The sequence below is a fragment of the Terrimonas alba genome (assembly GCF_042434975.1).
In the GTDB taxonomy this organism is placed as follows: Bacteria; Bacteroidota; Bacteroidia; order Chitinophagales; family Chitinophagaceae; genus Terrimonas_B; species Terrimonas_B alba.
Genome location: NZ_JBHMQM010000007.1, coordinates 37504 through 58532 on the forward strand (window position 1 = coordinate 37504; position 21029 = coordinate 58532).

General features: G+C 41.8%; 17 protein-coding genes. 3 read left to right on the forward strand and 14 right to left on the reverse strand.

Annotated features, from left to right (window positions below):
• Window positions 1–62: 62 nt before the first annotated feature.
• From ACFEL9_RS19470 to ACFEL9_RS19510, 9 genes are all read right to left on the reverse strand, one after another.
• Entirely contained in the window at window positions 63–650 is a 588-nt protein-coding gene (locus ACFEL9_RS19470; protein ID WP_385893739.1) for an RNA polymerase sigma factor, read from the reverse strand.
• A 317-nt stretch (window positions 651–967) separates the two neighbouring features.
• Complete coding sequence (locus ACFEL9_RS19475) at window positions 968–1870, reverse strand: DMT family transporter (RefSeq protein WP_385893741.1); 903 nt, start codon at window positions 1868–1870, stop codon at window positions 968–970.
• 163 nt (window positions 1871–2033) lie between these two features.
• Window positions 2034–3086, reverse strand: a complete 1053-nt coding sequence (locus ACFEL9_RS19480; RefSeq protein WP_385893743.1) for a phosphotransferase enzyme family protein — start codon at window positions 3084–3086, stop codon at window positions 2034–2036.
• 58 nt (window positions 3087–3144) lie between these two features.
• On the reverse strand, window positions 3145–4503 hold the full coding sequence (locus ACFEL9_RS19485) for a Gfo/Idh/MocA family protein (RefSeq protein WP_385893745.1): 1359 nt from the start codon (window positions 4501–4503) through the stop codon (window positions 3145–3147).
• A 33-nt stretch (window positions 4504–4536) separates the two neighbouring features.
• Complete coding sequence (locus tag ACFEL9_RS19490; RefSeq protein WP_385893747.1) at window positions 4537–6087, reverse strand: arylsulfatase; 1551 nt, start codon at window positions 6085–6087, stop codon at window positions 4537–4539.
• Window positions 6088–6329: 242 nt separating this feature from the next.
• Window positions 6330–7346 carry a hypothetical protein gene (locus ACFEL9_RS19495; RefSeq protein WP_385893749.1) on the reverse strand — a complete coding sequence of 339 codons (1017 nt, stop codon included), beginning with the start codon at window positions 7344–7346 and terminating at the stop codon, window positions 6330–6332.
• A 12-nt stretch (window positions 7347–7358) separates the two neighbouring features.
• Complete coding sequence (locus tag ACFEL9_RS19500) at window positions 7359–8048, reverse strand: hypothetical protein (RefSeq protein ID WP_385893751.1); 690 nt, start codon at window positions 8046–8048, stop codon at window positions 7359–7361.
• Between the two features lie 20 nt (window positions 8049–8068).
• Entirely contained in the window at window positions 8069–9574 is a 1506-nt protein-coding gene (locus tag ACFEL9_RS19505) for a RagB/SusD family nutrient uptake outer membrane protein (protein ID WP_385893752.1), read from the reverse strand.
• Between the two features lie 18 nt (window positions 9575–9592).
• On the reverse strand, window positions 9593–13069 hold the full coding sequence (locus tag ACFEL9_RS19510) for a SusC/RagA family TonB-linked outer membrane protein (protein ID WP_385893754.1): 3477 nt from the start codon (window positions 13067–13069) through the stop codon (window positions 9593–9595).
• 71 nt (window positions 13070–13140) lie between these two features.
• Here ACFEL9_RS19510 and ACFEL9_RS19515 point away from each other — a divergent pair, with 71 nt between their 5' ends.
• Window positions 13141–13284: a hypothetical protein gene (locus ACFEL9_RS19515; RefSeq protein ID WP_385893756.1), complete on the forward strand. Its 144-nt coding sequence runs from the start codon at window positions 13141–13143 to the stop codon at window positions 13282–13284.
• Window positions 13285–13305: 21 nt separating this feature from the next.
• On the opposite strand, the gene ACFEL9_RS19520 is transcribed toward ACFEL9_RS19515, so the two are convergent.
• The 5 genes from ACFEL9_RS19520 to ACFEL9_RS19540 all read right to left on the reverse strand — a co-directional run bounded on the left by ACFEL9_RS19520 (window position 13306) and on the right by ACFEL9_RS19540 (window position 18378).
• Entirely contained in the window at window positions 13306–14400 is a 1095-nt protein-coding gene (locus ACFEL9_RS19520; RefSeq protein WP_385893758.1) for a FecR family protein, read from the reverse strand.
• 141 nt (window positions 14401–14541) lie between these two features.
• The gene (locus ACFEL9_RS19525; protein ID WP_385893759.1) at window positions 14542–15123 is read right to left on the reverse strand and encodes an RNA polymerase sigma factor; all 582 of its coding nucleotides are present in this window, start codon (window positions 15121–15123) and stop codon (window positions 14542–14544) included.
• 171 nt (window positions 15124–15294) lie between these two features.
• A complete protein-coding gene (locus ACFEL9_RS19530; protein WP_385893761.1) occupies window positions 15295–16137 on the reverse strand; it encodes a 3-keto-disaccharide hydrolase in 843 nt (280 codons plus the stop codon).
• A 39-nt stretch (window positions 16138–16176) separates the two neighbouring features.
• Window positions 16177–17208, reverse strand: a complete 1032-nt coding sequence (locus tag ACFEL9_RS19535) for a LacI family DNA-binding transcriptional regulator (RefSeq protein WP_385893763.1) — start codon at window positions 17206–17208, stop codon at window positions 16177–16179.
• A 45-nt stretch (window positions 17209–17253) separates the two neighbouring features.
• The gene (locus ACFEL9_RS19540; protein WP_385893765.1) at window positions 17254–18378 is read right to left on the reverse strand and encodes a formylglycine-generating enzyme family protein; all 1125 of its coding nucleotides are present in this window, start codon (window positions 18376–18378) and stop codon (window positions 17254–17256) included.
• 119 nt (window positions 18379–18497) lie between these two features.
• Here ACFEL9_RS19540 and ACFEL9_RS19545 point away from each other — a divergent pair, with 119 nt between their 5' ends.
• Both ACFEL9_RS19545 and ACFEL9_RS19550 read left to right on the forward strand, forming a co-directional pair.
• On the forward strand, window positions 18498–19793 hold the full coding sequence (locus ACFEL9_RS19545; RefSeq protein ID WP_385893767.1) for a sugar MFS transporter: 1296 nt from the start codon (window positions 18498–18500) through the stop codon (window positions 19791–19793).
• Between the two features lie 343 nt (window positions 19794–20136).
• Window positions 20137–21021, forward strand: a complete 885-nt coding sequence (locus ACFEL9_RS19550) for an EboA domain-containing protein (RefSeq protein WP_385893769.1) — start codon at window positions 20137–20139, stop codon at window positions 21019–21021.
• Window positions 21022–21029: the final 8 nt, after the last annotated feature.

Here is a 21029-nt window from a genome sequence, read left to right on the forward strand (position 1 = left end):
CAAGCCCTTTTCAAGATAGACGGAATTGCCCGTAAGATTTACCAACCTTTTTTAGAGAAATTTTAAAAAATAATAGAAGTACCCAGTAAAGGCAGGTATGTAAGCAGTGCGGCAAACTGAACGCCGGGAAACTGTTGATTTAAATCAACCCTCAGTAATTTAACGCCTTCAAAAAGATTGTTATAAACAGTCCTTTTACTGAGGCCGGTTTGTTCAGCTATTTGTTCTGTAGTAAGCCCCTGGTAAAATTTTAAATAAATCACTTTCTGGCAACGGTCGGGGAGCTTTTTGTAAGCCTTCCTTATTCGGCTGATCAATTCTGTATTTGTCTGTACCTGCTCAAGAACTTGCTGTACGGAAGGTTCAGCGTAGTGTTCCGGGATGATACTGGCATCAACAAAACTTTTCTTTGAGGAGCTCCTGTAATGATCAATTAATTTTCTACGGAAAGCAGTGGATAAATAAGCCTGTGGATTATCTATAGTATGGGGATCAATATTCTTTTCAAGCAGGTCAAGGAAAAACTGGCTGATGACATCGCTTACTTCTTCTTTGCGATAGCCTAACCTCAGTCCCATAGCCATAAAATGAGATCGGAAGGACTCGTACCAGTATTGTACGGGATGCGGGATATTTACAGCAGCGTCCATATGCAAGCAGTGGTTAGTATCACAATAATCAGGTCACTTTGCAATTTAATCATAATCCTTAAAGCAAAAAGCAAGAAGTTTAAATATAGGCACACTATGAGAAAATTGAACCAGTTTGATTCATATCAACTCCACATCCTCATTCGACTTCTGATTTAAAAGTGGATCCCGGTGATGCTGGCAAAGCGATAGATCACCAGCATTTTAGAACGTTGACCTTTTGACCAGGAAATCCTCTTTCCCAAATATGCATATTATCCGAAAAAATCTATGACTTCTGCAATTACGAACATGCGTAAAGCGATAACAAGACAAGACTAATCAAAAACCACTTCATCTTTTTTTATATTTCGTCTTGATATCAATAATCCCGCTATTACCAGGGCAACACCGATGATGGTATACCAGCTTATCGGTTCGTTGAGCAACCATGCGGCATATAGAAAGCCAAACAAAGGGCAGAGAAATAACCATAGTCCGGCCCGTACCGGATTTGTCTTCAACAACCACAACCATAGCTGTACAGCAAAGATGGAAACGGGTATAGCCAACCAGGAAACGCATTGCCAAAATGTTGTATCAAAATGATTACATTCTTCCTTATAATAAAACAAAGTAACTGGAAGCAGAAAAAGACCTCCGAGAAAAGTTTGCCATCCGTTAATCGTAAATAAATGTAGGCCACCCCAATCTTTCGATGAAAAATAAATGGCTGCGACAGAATAAGACATCATGCTAAAAAACAAAATCAATAAGCCGCCGGGTGTTACATAAGCATCTTTAAACAAAGGCCAGGCTGCGCATACTACCCCAGCTGAACAAATGAGCAATGCGGTTATTAGCGGAGCTGTTAATTTCTTTTTTAAAAAAAAGACAGACATAAAACTTATGAATACCGGGTTAGTAGCCGTTGAAAGTGACCCGATGCCTGCCGAAACAGTTTGCATCGCTACAACATAGCAGCCCAGGTAAATGGAAATGTTCAATAACCCATAAATGGCCAGTTGCTTCCACTCCTTTCCTGCCGGAAGCCGCTGACGCATTAATAAATGAGTAACAACCAACATGATGGCTGACGCCAATGCAAATCTTATTTCTGCGATCACCAGTGGTTGTGCTGAAGTCAACCCTATTTTAGTGGCAGCCGATGCTGATGCCCATAATGCAGCAAATAATAATCCCGCTACTACCCATTTGAGCCTTGCATTAGTATTAAACATTTATTGTAAACTTTTAGCCCTTTAATTCATCCGGCAATAAAGTTTTAAAAATACTTAAATAAACATTTCTACTTTTAATGAATGCAATGCATAGCAACCCGGAGAATCACTTTGACCGAACCATTTGAGTAAATATTGGATTGGGAAAATTGTAACTCAATTTTTAAGCGTCGAGATTCATCTCTTCTAACTGTTCCTTCTTCGCCAGCAGCCGTTCCAGTAATACCAATTGATTTTTTGCTCTTACATAGTTGTGCCGGGGGTATTTGGCACCATAATATTTATCATCATTGAGGTAGTCGGTTATAAAGCGCAGGGCCTGCATATAGATCATAAAGGTGCCGGCATAAAAAAAATATTTCTTTTCTGTCGCTGTCAGTTCATTCTTCATCTCACTATAATATCCCCGTACGATCGCCTTGTAAAAATCATCCCGCACAGCAATTCTTGCAAAATCTATTTCTTCTTCACTCACGGGTGAAAGATAAGTCCGCATCATATCGCCCACGTCGCTGATAAAATAACCGGGCATTACGGTATCAAGATCAATAACACAAATACCCTTGCCCTCAGCGTTGAACAGCACATTACTGATCTTGGTATCATGATGTGTGACACGCAGTTTAAACTCGGGGTTTGCTTTTATGTTGCCATATTCCGTAACAATATCTGCATGTTGTGTCAGCGATTTAATCAAATCCGCGGAGTCGGCTACTCGTTGCCTGTTTCCATTTTCCAGTGCCTGCAAAAACTGTTGGTAGCGCAATGTAAGATCATGAAAACAAGGGATAGTGATTTTTAATTTATTAATATCAACTCCGTTCAATAAACGGGTAAACCGGCCAAATTGTATAGCGGCTTCATATGCCTGTTCGGCAGTCTCTACCACATCTTTTGAATGCGACCCTGCAACAAAAGGAAACATCCGGAAAAATCCTTCACCACGTTGATAGATCATCTCCTCACCATTAACGGATGCAAGCGGTGCAATAAAATAATATTGCGGATGATATTTTTTTAAGTGATCAGCGATCAGGCTGATGTTATTGGCGATATCAGCCGGCTCTTTAAATATTGCATGGTTTACCCGCTGCAGGATATAGGCTTTACCCGGCGCTGTAATCTTCCAGGTATGGTTAATAAGACCACTACCGAAGGCCTCCACCTTTAACGAATCCTGCGGAAGTCCGTAAGCAGGTAAAATTGTGTTCAACATGATACCACCGTTAAAAATTTATTTCTTTAGAATAAGGTTTTAGTCATTCACCAGCACATTAATAATCATCATTCAAAGCAAATACCGGTTTCCGGTACATCCATTGACCACCGGTAAAATCAGGGAACTCCACGGTCTCATTTCCCAGTTCGATGGATTGCTCGCTTAATGGCGTGATAGCACTCCAGGCAGCAGCATCATAAACGTCCATCTGCGTCGGAAGTTTTCGTTTGATCGACTCAATAAAGGAATGGATCACAAAAAAATCCATACCACCGTGACCGGCACCCTGTGCATCCTTGCTGTATTTTGCCCACAACGGGTGATCATATTTATCCAGCCATTGCCTGGCGTCGTCCCATTGGTGCGGCTTCGCCGATTTTTCCTCAATATAAATTCCTTTGTTTACATCCATCCATAAACCTTCTGTTCCCTGCACCCTAAAGCCAATGGAATAAGGCCTTGGCAAGTTCGTATCATGCTGCAACAAAATAGTTTCTCCGTTAGCGCAACTGATATGCGTGGTCACCACATCGCCCAATTTAAAATTCATTTTAGCGTTGGGGTGATTAGCCCCGCCCTTTTTGACGATATAATTGTGCAAACCTCTTGCCTTGGATGAAAAAGAATTCAAAGTGAGAAAACGGTTACCCCGGTTGATGTTGACATAGTGCGCCACGGGACCAATGCCGTGCGTCGGGTAAAGGTCGCCATTGCGGCGTACAGAGTGTTCAGTTCTCCACCTGGCTTCAGAAAACGCTTTTTCACCAAACTCCACGCCATGACCATAAGGATTTGCGCCATCATTAAACTTCACTTCACGCAGGTCATGCTGGTAACCACCTTGTAAATGGATCAGTTCACCAAACAAACCTTGTCTCACCATATTTAATATCGCCATCACATCTCTTCGGTAACACACATTTTCCAACATCATTACATGCCCATTATACTTTTCAGCAGCTTTCACCACATCCCAATGATCCTGCAACGTAATACCCAGTATAACCTCCGTGCCTACGTATTTTATACCCGCTTCCAATGCGCCAATGATCATGGGCTTGTGCCACTCCCAGGGCGTTGCAATAATAACTGCATCCAGCCCTTTTATCTCCAGCATTTTTTTCCAGGCATTCACATCGCCGGTAAATACCTGCGGCATTTTCTTGCCGCTTTTGCTGATCATTTCTTTCGATGATTTGAGCATGCGGTCATCAATATCACAAATCGCCACCAGGTCCACATCATCTCTTCTTAACACGAGGTCCAGGTGGTTTTGTCCACGTAACCCTACACCGATTATTGCCAGTTTTACTTTTGGATCAGCTGGACCTTGAGCGAACAAGCTACTGGTTGGCAAAATCGCTATCGAAGCCCCAGCCAGGCCTATATTCTTCACAAAATCTTTCCTGTTCATTTAAATAACGTTTAAATTATTTTGACTCAATTATTATTCGTTGATACCTTTTACACTGAATTTAGGATCAATAAACTCCCATTCTTTAATGTGAGCATGCTGATGCTCCTTTTTTTGAATACCCTTAAATTTTTCTACGATCTCCGGGTGTTGTGCAGCAACATCTGTGGTTTCATTCCTGTCGGTAGCCAGGTTGAATACCTGCCAGGAAGCATTGGAATCCTTTCTTACATTGGTTCTTACGCCTTTCCAGTCGCCCATTCTTATAGCCACCTGCCCGCCGTTTTCCGGGTATTCAAAATAGAGATAGTCATGTTTTTTTTGCTGGTTGTTTTTTCCGAGCAATTCCGGGAGAAATGAAATACCATCGGTGTTAACAGGTATTGGTTGACCTGTAAGTTCTGCCAATGTTGCCAGCAGATCATATTGGGCAGAGATAAGATTAGAAGTAGTTCCTGCTTTTATCTTACCCGGCCACCTGGCAATAAATGGTTCACGGATGCCCCCTTCGTACACCTCCATTTTTAATCCCCGCAATCCACCTACACTATTAAAAAATGTTGTATTCACTCCTTTATTAAATGTAGCTCCATTGTCGCTGCTAAACAGGATGATGGTATTATCATCCAGTCCGAGTTTTTTAATTTTATCCATAACGATACCTACCTGGTCATCGAGGTAAGTGATCATCGCTGCATAGGTAGATAAAGGATATTTGGTAGCTGCATAACCAAATTGACCGTAGTATGGTTTTTCATCAAATTGACCAATGTATTTTTTTACATATTCATCCGGCGCCTGCAGCGACATATGCGGAAGTGTATAAGATAAATACAAAAAGAAAGGTTTTTGTTTGCCTGCCTGCCGGCCAGGCAGGTTGCGATCAATAAAAGCCAGTGCTTTTTCAGTCATTTTAGTAATTGCATAATCCTTTCCTTTATAATATTCAAAGTCCGCATCCGTCGCTTTTGATGAATCCAATCTTTTATGAACATTGATGACATGGTTATTTAAAGAATCCCATTTATCATTTTCCCACAAATGTGTCGGATAAAAATTATGCGCCTGTTTTTGATCCAGCAATCCATAGTAATAATCAAACCCGTGTAACAAAGGACTGCCCGTGGTACCTGTTACGCCTAATCCCCATTTGCCCGCCATGCCGGTGGAGTAAACGGCATTCTTCAGCATTTTGGGAATGGTAAATGTTCCTTCCGGCAAGGGCATTTGACCTCCTTCAGTACTGTCTTCAAAACCGCCCAACTCATAGTTGCCGCGGATGTAAGAATGTCCTGCATGTTTCCCCGTCATCAATATTGCTCTCGAAGGTGCACAAACAGGAGCACCGGCATAGTGCTGCGTAAACCGCATGCCTTCCCTGGCCATGCGATCCAGGTTCGGTGTTTTTATTTTTTGCTGACCATAGCACCCCAGCTCGCCATAGCCGAGATCATCTGCATAGACATAAATAATGTTGGGACGCCTGCCGGAAGAAGATTGCGCAAAAGTCAGCACGGCATATAACACAAATGCCACAATCAATAATATTTGCAAAACGAAATGATATAAGTTTGTTTTCTTCATGTAAATGCAAATAAACCTATTGATTTTTTACAATTGATGATGAAATTAAAACAATAATTCGCTGTTGCAACATGCAAACGGTTGCCCAAAAATCACCTGAAATGAGTGACTAGCGGGAAAGCTATTCCACAAATAATTTATTACTATAATTGCTATTATAAAAGAAACCGGCCGTAGCCGGTTCTTTTGGTTTTGCCTGCTAATGCAAAACGACTGCTTAGAGAAAGATTATAAATCGCAGGTTACTTATGTGTCAACATCTTCGCTTTAAATGTGATCACATAAGTACCCGGTACATAAACCCGGAACGGGAAACGTGGATTAGCACTCCATTGTCCATCCGGAAATTTAGTTTGATTATCATGTGTGAAATACTGGGCAGGAATCCGGTAATAGATATTATAACCATTGCCCAATGAATTAAGCGGAAATGGATTTACACCATAGGTAAATTCCATACGGTCGTCAAACAATTCCGTTTTTAATGAATAATCCTGTAAGGTTTGTAAATAAGGCGGAACCGGATTATTACCGGTATTCGGGCGCCTTTGTATTTCCCCAGCAGCTGGGTTAAACGGAACGCCGTTTTTATCCACCATCTTTACAATAATTTTATTGGGTGCATCAGCGGTACGTTCAATTTGTGCTTCCACATTGATTGTTCCAGTCAGATTCTCACCCTGGCTTTCATTACCTACTTTTATCATCCGGACGTAATTCGTACCTATTTCAGGATCTGCTTCATAAGGTTTAGCATCCACAATCTGGAACTCGCCAATCTTCTCATACAACCTTGTTCCATTGTCATTGCTGATCTCCAAATCAAAAGCATAATTACCCATGGGAACATACAAGGTTGTAAAATTTGCCTCTACCTGTCCGCTCGCATCATTAATCCGGATAGGCGTTACTTCCGAATCCTCCTGTTTGGCTTGTATCAATTCAAACGTTGTGTCGGTCTTTGGATTGTACAATGCCTTCCATGTTTTAATGGAATATTTTTTTAGAAAAATGTCATCCACCACGGCACCAGTGCTTTTGTCGTAAATATGAACCAACTTCACTTTCCCAGGTCTCGATGATCCATCAAAATTGAGGGCTGAACTGACTTTTACTCTGCCGCGTTGAATAACAATTGGAGACTCCTCATATCGTATATAAGGACTTAAAAAACCATCCGGTAATTTCTTACAGCCAACTGACAGTTCTGCCATGGTAATGACTACAAAAAACAATTTTATTATCGATGAAAATTTCATGGTTGTAATTTTTTATTTTCTGAAAAACAAACTATGCCCGTTATTCAGCACATGCAGGATGCCGGTATTCGTTTCAATACCGGAGGTCTGCACCCGGGTTCTTACACCTTCGTCGCTGGTAATCTCCGATGCTACAATGGGCGGAGTCAACGGTTGCAGCAATATGGTATAATAAACGATCCGCGGAATAGTGGAAACATTCGGATTGTAGCCAAGATTTGGATCTCTCGTTTCCTCGTATGACACTACGCTGTTGATACCGGCTTTTTGAGTCGGGTAAATAGCCCCGTTGCCGGTAAGTTTATCATAGGTTAATGCCTCGTTGATGATGTATGTATCAATGGAATCAGCAAACTTCGGCAACTCATACCTGATCAGGGAGTCGATCGTCCATTTGCGATTAGGATCGATGTTCTGTTCTTCCTTAACTCTTTTATTGAGATAATTAGTGATGGCATAATCAGTAGGCGCAAAAAAACTGATGCCTGCCTTGTTGATCTTTTCTTTTACACCCGCCTTATCAATTAGCAAGAGCAATGTATCAAACAAGCCCATGGAGTTGGTTTTAAGATAATCGTACGTGGTTGCATTTACTTTACGATTATGCAATGTGCCCCCGATCAGGTAATCGTCCCGCTTGCAGGAAGCAAACATAATTGCTACTACAAGCAAAGCGGCAGTAATTTTTATCAGATGTTTCATAATTATTCTTTCAAAGTGATTTAATGATTTTTCCACCACTCGTTCTGGGTAAGTAATGGATCCTGTGGCAACAGCGTACGCATATCAAGCGGCCAGTAATATCCTTTTTTGGCGATTCGTTCAGGCGTATAGATGCCAGGGAAATAGTCCTGCAGCTTATTCATACGGATGAGATCATAAGCTAGATAACCCTCACCCCATAGTTCCCGGTATCTTTCTTTTACTATCTCATCATATAGTTCGGTGCCTGCGCCGGTATAATCATCCAGCCCTGCTCTTCTCTTTACCACGTTCAGGGCTTCCTGTGCGGCGGTTTCATTACCCAACTTAAATTCGGCTTCTGCTTTTAACAGGTAAGTTTCGGCCAACCGTAGTAAAACAAGATTGTTATCGACGACATAAACACCCGGCTGATTGGCATCATAATAATTTACATCAGCATATTTGATGAGCATAGGATAATCTGATTCGAACCCGGCAATCGTTTTATGGAAACGTATATCGGTGGCCGTATCGTAATCCTGTGTTGTATTGTTATAATAAACTTCCAGCACCCGGTCTTTATTCACCGGCCAACTGCTGCTTTCACTTTTGTCCTTGATCAACGGATCATGCAAAAATGTTTTAAAGAAACCGGAGCTGGCTTCCTTATTAACGGCATCATATTTCATGAACAACTCAAAGATGTTCTCACTGGATTGTCCCTTCCAAATATTTTCGTATGTAGCTGCACTTTCCAACGCATAGTTGCCTGAGCTGATCACCAGGTCGCAATATTTTTTTGCATTGGTATAATCATGTTTCCAGGCATATACCTGCGCCAGCAATGCCAGAGCAGCGCCTTTGTCTGCCCGAACACTTGCACGCCCCGTACCGGTATTAAAGTCCAGTAACTCTATCGCCTTTGTAAGATCTTCGATGCAATAATTCAATACATCTTCTTCTTTGCTGCGGGCTATCGGTTGAATATTGGTTGGGTCCTTTAATGATTCTTTTACCAACACGGCGTCGCCCCAGTTTTTAGTGATGTAGAAATAGGTAAATGCCCGTAAGAAATGTCCCTCACCTAATAATTGTTTCCTTGACAAAGAACCTGTTTCATCAAACTTCGAGTCATCAATCTTGTCAGCATTTTCAACCACCAGGTGACAAAGATTAATAATGGCATAATAGCGGCTCCAGTTATTTACCACATCGACGTAAGGCGTATAACTAAACACCAGCTTACCTTCTGGTACCAATGTGTTATAATTCCAATAATCACCACCAAGCCAAAATTCATCAGCGGGCAAATCGCCAAGTGTAAAGAAACTTCCTACACCATTGTACACATCCCCGGCACGATAGGCGTCGCGAATGGATTTATAAATGCCGCTCAACGCCTTATCAACGTTGGCCCCATTACTCCAGAATACCTGGTCATAGGTGGCATCTTTGGGTTCCAGGTTTATATATTTTTTACAGGATGACAGCAGAAACAGAGCTGAAAGTAAAACCATCACCCGTCTTGAATATTTCAACAACATGTTTTTTCTTTTAGAATGTTAAAAGATAACCTCCAGGCCAATTGTGTATTTGCGGGGAAGCGGGTATGCAGCTCCCTGGTATTCTCCCTGGGGACTTACCAATTCAGCGTCCGGAACTTTTGATCGTTGGAAATTGTAGATATTATCTATGATACTGTATACCCGGGCACTGGATAAACCAAGTCTCTGTATCCATTTTTTCTCCAGGCTATATCCCAGGCTTACATTCCTGATCTTGAGATAAGTTCCGCTTTCATTCCACATGGTAGAGAACGGAAGGAATTCATAAAAATGACCCCCATAAGGATTGAGACTTGGAAAATTCGCTGCGTAGCCGGTGCCTTTTGTTGGATCAGCCTTTGCCGGTGACCAATAATCATACTGACTAAGATCGGGTAAACGCTGGCGGGCAAAATTGTTGATATCACCAAAGTTCCATACACCGGCAAACTGATCAGATAAGAAATTGTTGATAATGTCTCTGCCAACTGTAAAAGTGCATAAAACACCCAATGAAAAATTCTTATAGCTGAATTCATTATAAATACCGCCCGTCATCTTAGGGTTAGGATCTCCGGTTGGTACCAGGTCACCAAATTGTTCACCGCGATCTTCATCACTCCATACATCCCAATCTTTATTTACATCTAACCAGATTGGATAACCTGCTTTAACCGGGTTATATGTTTTGAAATAGCTAAGCACCTGGCCCGTGTAGGGATTTACCGGTATCTCATTGGTGTAATCATATACACCTTTGTAGATCATTTGTGCCCAGCCATAAATTGGCCGGCCTACCGAATAAATCAGCGATTGATAATACCCCCGTGAGCTGGCATAAAATGTACGATTACCGTTGGGCAATGCGGCGATCCTATTCTTATTAAAACTCATGTTGAGATCAGTGGTCCATTGTAAAGCACTTTTGGATGACAGGTTTCTTGTTTGAATGTGCACATCAATCCCTTCATTCAAAATTTTCAATGGCGCATTGTATGTTTGGGTGGTATAACCGGTAAAGAATGGGAAAGGCAGATTAACGATCGGGTTCAAGGAATTCTTACGGTACAGGTCTACAGAGATGTTTACCCTATTGCGCAATACATTCAGATCGACGCCTACATTCAATTGATTTGATTTGTTCCACGTAAGATTAGGCAACGTGATAGGTTTATAGAAAGAAGGTGTTGCAGATATCACACCACCATAAGTGCCCTGGTTTACATTCCATACATTGTATGGCGCATAAAAATCATCGGGCATGCTTCCTGTTAAACCATAGCTTGCACGGAATTTCAACAGGTCAAGCCATTTTACTCGTTTCATGAAATTTTCATCCGAAAGAATATAGGCTCCCGATACCGAAGGAAAATAACCCCATTTGTTATTGGCGCCAAACCGTGAAGAAGCATCAGCCCGCAACGAAGCATTTAAAATATACTTCTGCTTGAAGTCGTAAGAGAATTGTCCGAGAAATGATAACAAGCCTGACTGCTGAAAATAGGAGTAGCCCGAAATATCCTGTTGCGGAATTCCTGAAACGACCTGGATATTATCATCCGGCACATTATATCCCCACAGCGAACTACCGGATCTTTCATCCAACTGGAAACTTTGCATCAGTACCGTCCCGAAGTTGTGAACATTGCTGAATGATTTATTAAGCGTCAGGATATTGGCCAGGTAATATTGCTGATAATTTCCATTGTCACTGCTGGCAAAGGAGCGATGATCCTCTGTAATATCCGTTGGCAGAAACCGATCCCTGCGATCGGTAGTCTTGCTGGCCGATCCCTGGAAAGAATATTGGATGCCTTTTATGATATCATAATTCAGTTGAAAATAACCCGAGAAAATGTCTGACTGATTTTTATCTCTTAAGCGATCGTATTGTCCGTAATAAAAGTCTTTGTCCGTTTGGCTAAGTCCATAAAAAGAAGCCGGCATCGTAACCCCATTAATCGGCAACACATTGTTTCTTCCACGACCCAATCCTCTTTTTCTATCTAGTCTTGTTCCAGAAATATTCAGGTTGACATTTAATTTTTCGCTGATCTTGAAATCAAAATTGCCCCGCAGCGTATATCTTGTTACACCGGTATTTCGCACAATGCCGTCTTCATCATAATAGTTTAACCCAACCCTGTAATTCAATAGCTCGTTACCCGCTGATATGGTCATATCGGCATTATTCACGATGCCGCCTTTATAAAAAAGATCCTGCCAGTCTGTGGCGTTATTGAAAGCGGGGTTTAAACTATCGGAAATTATTTGCGGAATATTTCCCAGCTGAGCAAAAGTCCCATACTCCTTCATCAATGCAAGCTTCTGGTATCTTTCTTCAGCACCGGCAACTGTACGCAGCAACTTCGGTTTTTCAGTAATACCGGTATAATAGGAGAAACGAAACTGTGGTTTTCCTACACGGCCTCTTTTGGTTTTAATTACGACTACACCATTTGCACCCCGTGATCCCCAAACAGCCGTAGCCGCAGCATCCTTCTGTACAGCAATGCTTTCGATGTCATTGACATTAATACCTGCCAAAAAATTTGTACCTGTGCTGGAGATACCTTCAATATCGGTAATAGACATTGGTATTCCATCAATCACATATAACGGCGTAGAAAGCGTACGGGCCAGATCGAGATCCGTGTTCATGTCGGTAACGATAGTTGTATTACCACGAACGGTAAACGTATTACGAACACCTGGCTCGCCGGTGAAATTTTGAATATTTACACCGGATACTTTTCCCTGCAGCAAGGCGTCAAAACTTGGTGCCGGAAGATTTTCGATCGCCTTGCCGGATACCGACTGGATAGCACTGGTTGTTTTTTTGACAGATTGCTTTTGGTAGCCCACCACTACTACTTCATTCAATTTATTACTGGCGGCTGGTAAAAGTTTTACGGAAATAACATCCAGTCGTTGCACTTTTACTTCTTTCGGCTCATATCCCACATAAGAAATGACCAATGTTGCATTCTCGGGCACATCCAATGAAAAATCGCCGTTCGTATTGGTGGATGTACCGATACTGGCCCCCTTCACTTTAACACTCACAGCAGAGAGGGGCTGCCCGTTTTCATCTGTTATTTTACCAGTGATCGGTTTTTGTGCAACGGGCACTTCGCCGGCAAAGATGTTATCGCTCTCTGCTATTTCCACCGGTCTCGTCTTCGTCAGTATGATCTTATTGCCTTTTACTTCATATAAAACCTGGAAAGGATTGAGCAGGCGATTCAAAATTGTGCCGAGCATTTCGTCTTCGGCATTGCAGGACGCTAACTGACGTGCAGGAATTTTCTGCGCACTGTACACAAACTTGACGTCTGCCTTTTTACTTATTTGTTCCAGGATGAACTTCACTTCCACCTGCTCGGCGGTCAAAGTGATCTTCCTGTTTAAAATTTCCTGCCCTCCTGCCGGGCTGGCGAAACTGATTCCAGCAAGGCTGGCAATCAATACAAGTGGCAATAACCCAATCCTCATACACGTGCAGATTAACCGCTGAAAGCGGTGTTTTTTTTGCATAACTTTATCAGGTTTTTTGTTTGACAATAATGTTGAACAAGAAAGGCCTCCGGCTCGTTTACTACCCGCAGCAGGGGCTGACTTTAAAGACCGGTACTGTTCGCAGCAGCGCCGGTTTTTCTTTTTCAGGTACTGTTATTTTCTTTACTATTTCTCATCGCAGTTTTATTTGAGTTAATAATTGGTTCTATCATTTACCGGCAGCCTTTGGCCCGGATAAAAACTTCAGAATTGATAATTTCATAATTGGCATCAATGGCTTTACAGATCAGGTCCAGTCTTGAATACAATGACTCATCGGTGAGGTCGGCGGTAATAGTGCAGGTCCTTAAAGAATCTTCATCGTAAACGATGCTGATACCATAGGCTTTTTTAAACTCCTCCAGCACCTTTATCACAGGTGTTTCTTCATAGATCATGGAATGGAGTGAAATACCCGGATCAATAATCACCGGCTTTTCCAATATTTTCTTTTGAAATTTCTTTTGCTCTTTTTCGAAGATGGCTTCCTGGTTGGGTGTGAGTAAGATATCGTCAGGATATACAGCATTGACGGCTGTCTTTTCGGACTCTTCCGTTTGCGGATATACTTTTACTTTCCCCGTTCTCACGGTGACCTTTATGGTTTGTTCTTTTTCAAATGACCTTACGGTAAAACTGGTGCCCAATACTTTTGTAACAATCCCATTGGCAAAAACACGGAAAGGTTTGTTGGCATCTTTGGTCACACTAAAAAAAGCTTCGCCCAATAAGTACACATCCCTGTTTGCCGAATCCTTAAAATCATTGGAATAGCTCAGCCTGCTTTGCGGTGACAGTTCAACCGTGCTGCTGTCGGGTAACAAAATGTGAATCGCTTTGGCTGACGTGTTTACCTGTTCGATAAGTTGAAGCCTGGGAATTACTTCCGTATAGTTGAATTTTTCAGCAGCCGATTTTTTATTGATAAGGCTGGTGCTCCAAATGGCGAGTCCTGCCAGTACAACAACTGATGCTGCCAGCCACCACCATTTTTTTGAAGACTTGATTGGTCGCACCACGGCCTGTCCGGTGTGAATATTGTTTAAAAGTCTATGAACCTCTTCATCCAGCTCGTTTTCCGAAACGGATGCCGGCGTCAACTTTAATGATTGCACTATTTGTTTCGCTTCGGCTACTGTCAGTGCTTTATCAGGATTTTGCATAAGCCACGCATTCCAGGAATGATCATTGCTGCCGGTATATACCCATAGAATAAAATCTTCATCAAGAACAAAATCCGATACTGTATAAAGCTTGTAATTTTTCATTCCGGTCAGTTACTCATTTACAAGTACCCGGTTTCAAAAAAAACTACTGGTCTTTATTAAGTTTTTATAAAATATTGTGCAAACGTTTGACAAAAACATCATGCACTGAAAGAAGAGTTACAAAACAGGAAAAGAAATATTTCAGGATACCGTCATCAACAGCTCGGATTGCCAGCACTTTTTTAGTTTCTGGATAGTTTCATGCAGCAGGTTGTAAACAGATTGCTGGCTGATGCTCATCAACGCGGCGATCTGGCCGTGATCTAATTGCTGGTAAAATTTAAGATAGATGATTTCTCTTTGGCGTGCCGAAAGGTTGGAGATCACTGACCTTAAACGTTGCGCATTTTCTTCCGCCAATTGTTTGTCAATGATATTTTTTTCCACCGGGAATTCTGATGCAAATTCATATTGCAGATCCGCTACAAGAGCTTCACTCCTCCTGTTATCCCGCTGCAACGTTTTCAACACTTTATTTTTCACAGCACCCAATAAATAAAACGGCAATGATAAAATAGAGGAGGCGGATTCACGCCGTTGCCAAAGGCTGATAAAAACTTCCTGTATGGCGTCTTTGATAACCGCTTCGTCCTGGATAAAACGACTGGCATAATTATACAAAGAACGATAATGTGTCCGCATCAGGATAGCCAGTGCTTGCTCATCGTGTTGTTGCAATTGCAACAACAACTCTCTGTCCGTATTGATACAGGCATTTCTCATTTATAATAGCAGTAGATTACTCAAGCAGAACAGTTCCGCTTTTTTAAAAATATGTTTTTTTCAAACCTGTAAACAGCTGCTATCAGTACCGGCAAACAGTGCAAACGGTTGAACCGCATGTACAACCGTTTGCGCAATCTTTACACCCGGAAATCAGGAAGAGAAATAAAATTATTGAAGAGTTCTTTTACTAAGCGTAGCCAACACCTTGTTTAATGTGGCCGGTTTATTCATATACTTTGACAGGTCAAACAATTGCACTTTACGAAATTCAACGGGATGACTTTCGCTTTGCAACGATATGGTTCCTTCTGTAATTAACTCACCACCTTTAAGTCCGGCTTGCTTTACCCACTTGTCTCTTTCATCATATTGCGGCTTCTCATACACCAGCACGGTATCCGTTTCAACGATATGCTTCACAATTGAATCACCCAATACCAACACTTGTGCCCTCACCCATTGATCACCATGAAAAGTTTTAGAACTTGAAGTCACACAATGTGGTGTAAATAGTTTGCCATTCATGAACACATTGGTACCCGGAGTGCAAAGGTTATTGGTGGTACGCTCGTCTTTACCATTACCGCCCAGCAATTGTGCTTCTAAGGAGATCGGAAAATCCTGGTCAACCGCCATGGTCTCGGGTGCCTGACCGTGCAGCATCAGCCCGCTGTTGCGAAATGCCCAGCCGGGTCCATCGGCGATCTGGTTACCCGTAAACCGGTACTCTACTTCCAACAGGTAAGCTGAAAATTTCTTTTTATAAAACATATGACCAAACTGCTCTTTGAACTGCCCGCCATATTGATCGTAACTTACTTTGATCACACCATTTTCTACCCGGAAGGTATTTCCGAAATTATCATTTACCGGGTGATCCTTGATTTTTACGGTCCAGTCTTTCAGATCTTTTCCATTGAATAATTTTATCCATTTGCCATACTTATTTTTTTTCTGCGCCATAGCACATACAGCAATAACAAGAAACAGGAGAGTTAGTAATTTTTTCATTTATCCAATTGAATTAGTTAAGGATTTAGATTTGACCATTCATGCTGACGTAACAGTATGCAACACCAATGTTACATCCATTTCTTCTTTAAAAAATGTTTTTTCTCCTTCTTTGTTGGCAGTTTTGTTGTTAAGGATATTGATCAAAAGATTCATTGCTTTTTCACCTTGCCCATAGGGGTATTGTTCTATCGATGCTATTGGAGGAAAGGCTGTATAATTGGTTATAGGCAGGTTAGCATAGCTAACAAAAACGATGTCCTTGTTCACCCGGATATCATTTTTCTGGGCATATTGCACCGCATCCATATGCACATAATCATTGAAAGTGATGATCGCATTGGGAGGGTTTTTTAACGCCAGTAATTTTTTCATAGCAGCATGAGTACTCTCTTTCGACAGATCGGTCTTTTCAACCAATTGCATATCCACTTTTAACTTTTGTTTAGACACGCCTTCAATGTATCCATTTAACCGCTCTTTGCTTGCCTGCAATTTATCAGGCCCGTTGATAAAAGCGATACGCCGGTAACCTTTATTGAATAACCAGTTCACCATTTCTACCGTCCCTTTGTATAAGTTGCAATACACTTTATGCGCATTTTCAAATGTGGGTACCCGGTCAAAATAGACAACGGGAATATCATATTTATCCAATGCCTGCAGGTGGTCATATTTATTGGTTTGCTTGGACAAGGAAATGATCAACCCATCCACCCGCTGTTTTTTCATGGCATCGACCACTTTTTTTTCTCTTTCGGGATCATCAAAGCTTTGACCAAACAGTATGGTGTATTCATGTTCCATGGCTGCTGCTTCAATCCCACTAATGGCTTCCGAAAAAAAATCTTCGCGGATAAAAGGAACAATCACACCAATGACATGCGTTTTCTTTTGTTTAAAAAAAATCGCCTGTGCATTGGGCTCATAATTCATTTCTTTGGCCAACTGTTGAACCCGCTCCCTTGTAGATAAGCCAATACGGGGGTGATTGCTTAAAGCCCTGGAAACGGTAGACACGGAGACATTCAGCTTCTTCGCAATTTCTTTGATGGTAGGTAGTTTATCCATTACAACACATTAATTACAATTTATCTAAAAATTGATGCCCCATGATCAGTTTTGTACATCCTTCACACAACGAAACCCAGTGTGTTCCAAACCTGTATCCGGGCTGCTTTTCATACGACGGGCCACACGGTAGCCACTGCAATAACTATCGTTGCATAAAAAGCTGCCGCCACGTAAACTTTTCTTGGGTGTATATATATCTTCCGGATCGTTGCTCTTATCGGGCCCCGATAAATTAACAGCTGCTGCTTTACCAGCATTTAAATAGTACGCAGCATCGTACCAGTCGCTGCACCACTCCCATACGTTGCCGGCCATATCGTATAGTTGATAACCATTTGCTGCAAATGATTTGACAGGTGCTGCCGTCATGTATCTGTCTTTCATTTCGTTTAAATATGGAAATTTTCCCTCCCAACTATTAGCTTTTGGTTTGCCTGCATTAACATGTTCATTTCCCCAGGGATAGATATTATTGACCAAACCACCCCTTGCAGCAAACTCCCATTCGGCTTCTGTTGGTAATCGTTTACCGGCCCATTTACAATAAGCCATAGCATCATACCAGCTCACCTGGACTACGGGATGATTTTCCTTTGCTTTTACCGAACTACCTGGACCCCGAGGATGTTTCCAGTTAGCTCCCGCTACCCAACTCCACCATTGATTATAGTCATGAAGATCCACTTCACGATCTGTTTGCCTGAACACTAACGAAGCTGCGACTAAGACACTGTCAGGTGGTTTGGGAGTGCCGGGTGGTAATGTTTTTTTTAATTCCTCCCAATCAGGTTTTTGTTCAGCAGTTGTAACGTAGCCAGTCGCCTCTACGAATTTTTGAAACTGAGCATTGGTCACCTCGGTTTCATCCATCCAGAATGGCCGCACCTGCACAGTATGTTTTGGATATTCATCCGAACTAGCCTGGTCATTATCAGCTCCCATCATAAATGTTCCGCCCGGTATATATTTCATCCCCGTTGTTGACGTATCGCCATTGGGCTGAATAGCAGCCAGGTTATCCGCAGCAAATCTTCCAGGTGTTTTCATACAGGAAATAGCCGAATCTTCTTTTACAGTTTCCTGGTCGGTAGCTGCCCGGTTATTACAGGAAAAAATGATTAACACCGCACCCATTGCTGCCAAGCGACTAATTCTGTTCAATAGCATCCGGTAAAGTTAATCCTCTCCGAAATTATTAATTGATAATTGAAAAAGTCATGCAAACGGTTGACCGCCCCGGTATAAATCAATTTCAGTATTTTGAGGACTTTAAAATCAATACCTGCATGCAGCAACAAACAGCTACCCTCGCCCTTCCCCAAAGACAAACTTATATGATGCCAATGGTGATCATTTGTGCGTTGTTCTTCATTTTTGGGTTTGTTACCTGGGCCAATGGAACACTAATTCCTTTTTTTAAGCTGTCTTTCGGGTTATCCGATTTCCAGGCGTTCTTCGTTACTTTTTCTTCCTATATGGCTTATTTCTTTTTAGCATTGCCCTCGTCGTGGATATTAAAAAAAATAGGTTTTAAAAATGGACTCGTAACAGGATTGGTAGTATTGGGATTAGGCTCTTTACTCTTCGTTCCGGCTGCCAAAACAAACTCCTTTGGTTTATTCCTTACCGGCATATTTGTTCAAGGTTCGGCTTTGGCACTTTTGCAAACAGCATCTAATCCCTATTTAACAATCATCGGTCCTATTGAAAGCGCAGCCAAGCGTATCAGCATTGCCGGAATTTGTAATAAAACGGCGGGTATTATTGTTCCTGTAATAATGGGTACGTTGTTCCTGAAGAATGCAGCGGGTATTGAGAAACAAATTGAAGCGGCAACGGGTATTGAAAAAGAACAGCTATTGCAGGAAGTGTTGGGTCGTGTAAACACACCTTATATTACACTTGCCATCCTGTTTTGCTTATTTGCGTTGGTGATAAAATTCAGTCATCTGCCAGAAGTACAAGTGGAAGAAGATGTAAAGGATGATGCAAGCGGAGAAATTATTCATCATAAGAGTATCTTCCAGTTTCCTCATTTGTTTTTGGGCGCCTTTTGCATATTCGTGTATGTTGCGGCCGAAGTAATGGCCGGTGATATTATTGGCGTATATGGAAAAGCATTAGGCATAAGCCCGGATATTGCTAAATTTTTTACTGCATTAACGCTATCAGGAATGCTGATCGGCTATGTCGCCGGCATCATTACGATTCCAAAGTATATTTCTCAACAAAAAGCGCTGAGAATATGCGCCATATTGGGCATCATTTTTACCATTACCGCTTATTTTACCAGTGGCTATGCTTCTGTTACGTTTATCGCCTTGCTGGGATTAGCAAATTCGCTGATGTGGCCCGCCATTTTCCCGCTTGGCATAAGTCACCTGGGAAAGTTCACTAAAACAGGTTCAGCGATTATGATCATGGGTATCGCCGGCGGAGCCATTTGGCCGTTGATCTATGCTTTTTTGAAAGACAATCTTCACCTTGATTTTCAACTCTCCTATTTTGTCACTGTATTGCCTTGCTATTTATACATCCTTTATTTCGCTGTCAGCGGGCATAAAGTAGGATTAAAGAAATAACCAATTACTATTTCAAAGCCAGGCAGCCTTAGAGGCTCCTAAGTTTCAATAGAACGCTGATAATGGTGATTATTATGATTTATTAAGGCAATAATCAGCGAAAATCATCATTATCTTAATTTATCTGCGCCTGCGTGCCGACAGGCAAGTTCTATTCTGAAAAATTAAAACAGCTTCTTATATAAATTTGATTTGTTTGCAGATTTTTGGCATCAACATCAGCCGGCTTGTTAAGCAAAGTCATATTTCGGTGATTTGCCAATCCGCTGATTAGCGACTAATTTCGTTCAGGCAATTTGCCCCTTAATCCATTTTGATTAGAGGTGACGAAATATAACCTGTAATGGATCACCATCAACCTGAAAAAGTTAAAAACATCCTGGCGGCTATTATCCGTGAAAATGTATCGCCCGATGCGTGGAGCTGGCTTGAAAAATCAGTTTCAGAAACACCTGTCCGGCAAAAAATAAGCGCCTTTGTTGCCGTGCCTCGCAAAACAGGTCACCAGTTGATACATTTTACCGGTCAGCAAGAACAAGAACTTCTTTCAGCCCGGCCCCATTTTTCTATCAATCATTGGACAATCGACAGGCTATCCCGTGTTTGGCTTTTGCTTCATCTTGATCCAGCAAATAAGGAAGCTTATATCAATACGATCGAAAACCTTTTTTTAGCCGCCGAAATGAATGAATTGGTAGCATTGTATTCTTCGTTACCTCTTCTTCATTATCCGGAGGATTGGAAAAATCGTTGTGCGGAAGGAATAAGGAGTAATATCGGTTCCGTTTTGGAAGCGATTATTTGCAGCAACCCCTATCCTTCCGAACAATTAAGTGACGGTGCCTGGAACCAGCTGGTGATGAAAGCATTTTTTACCGAAAAAGCGATTCATCAAATCATCGGGCTTGATCACCGGGCCAATCCGGAGCTGGCATCCATGTTATCCGACTATGCCAGTGAACGCCGTGCAGCCGGCAGACCGGTGAATCCCCAATTATGGAGATGCGTGGGACCTTTTATTGATGAAAAAAAATTTCCCGGCGTGCAACGGGCCTTTCAATCCGCAGACAAGCTTGAGCAGGAAGCGGCAGCATTAGCCTGCCATGATAGCAATTATGTGCCCGCTAAAGAACTGTTGGATCAATATACAGATTTAAAATTAAAAATTACCAGCGGGCAGATAAGCTGGGATAAGCTTGCCGATAAATTCACCTTACAACCCAGTTAAAAATCTTT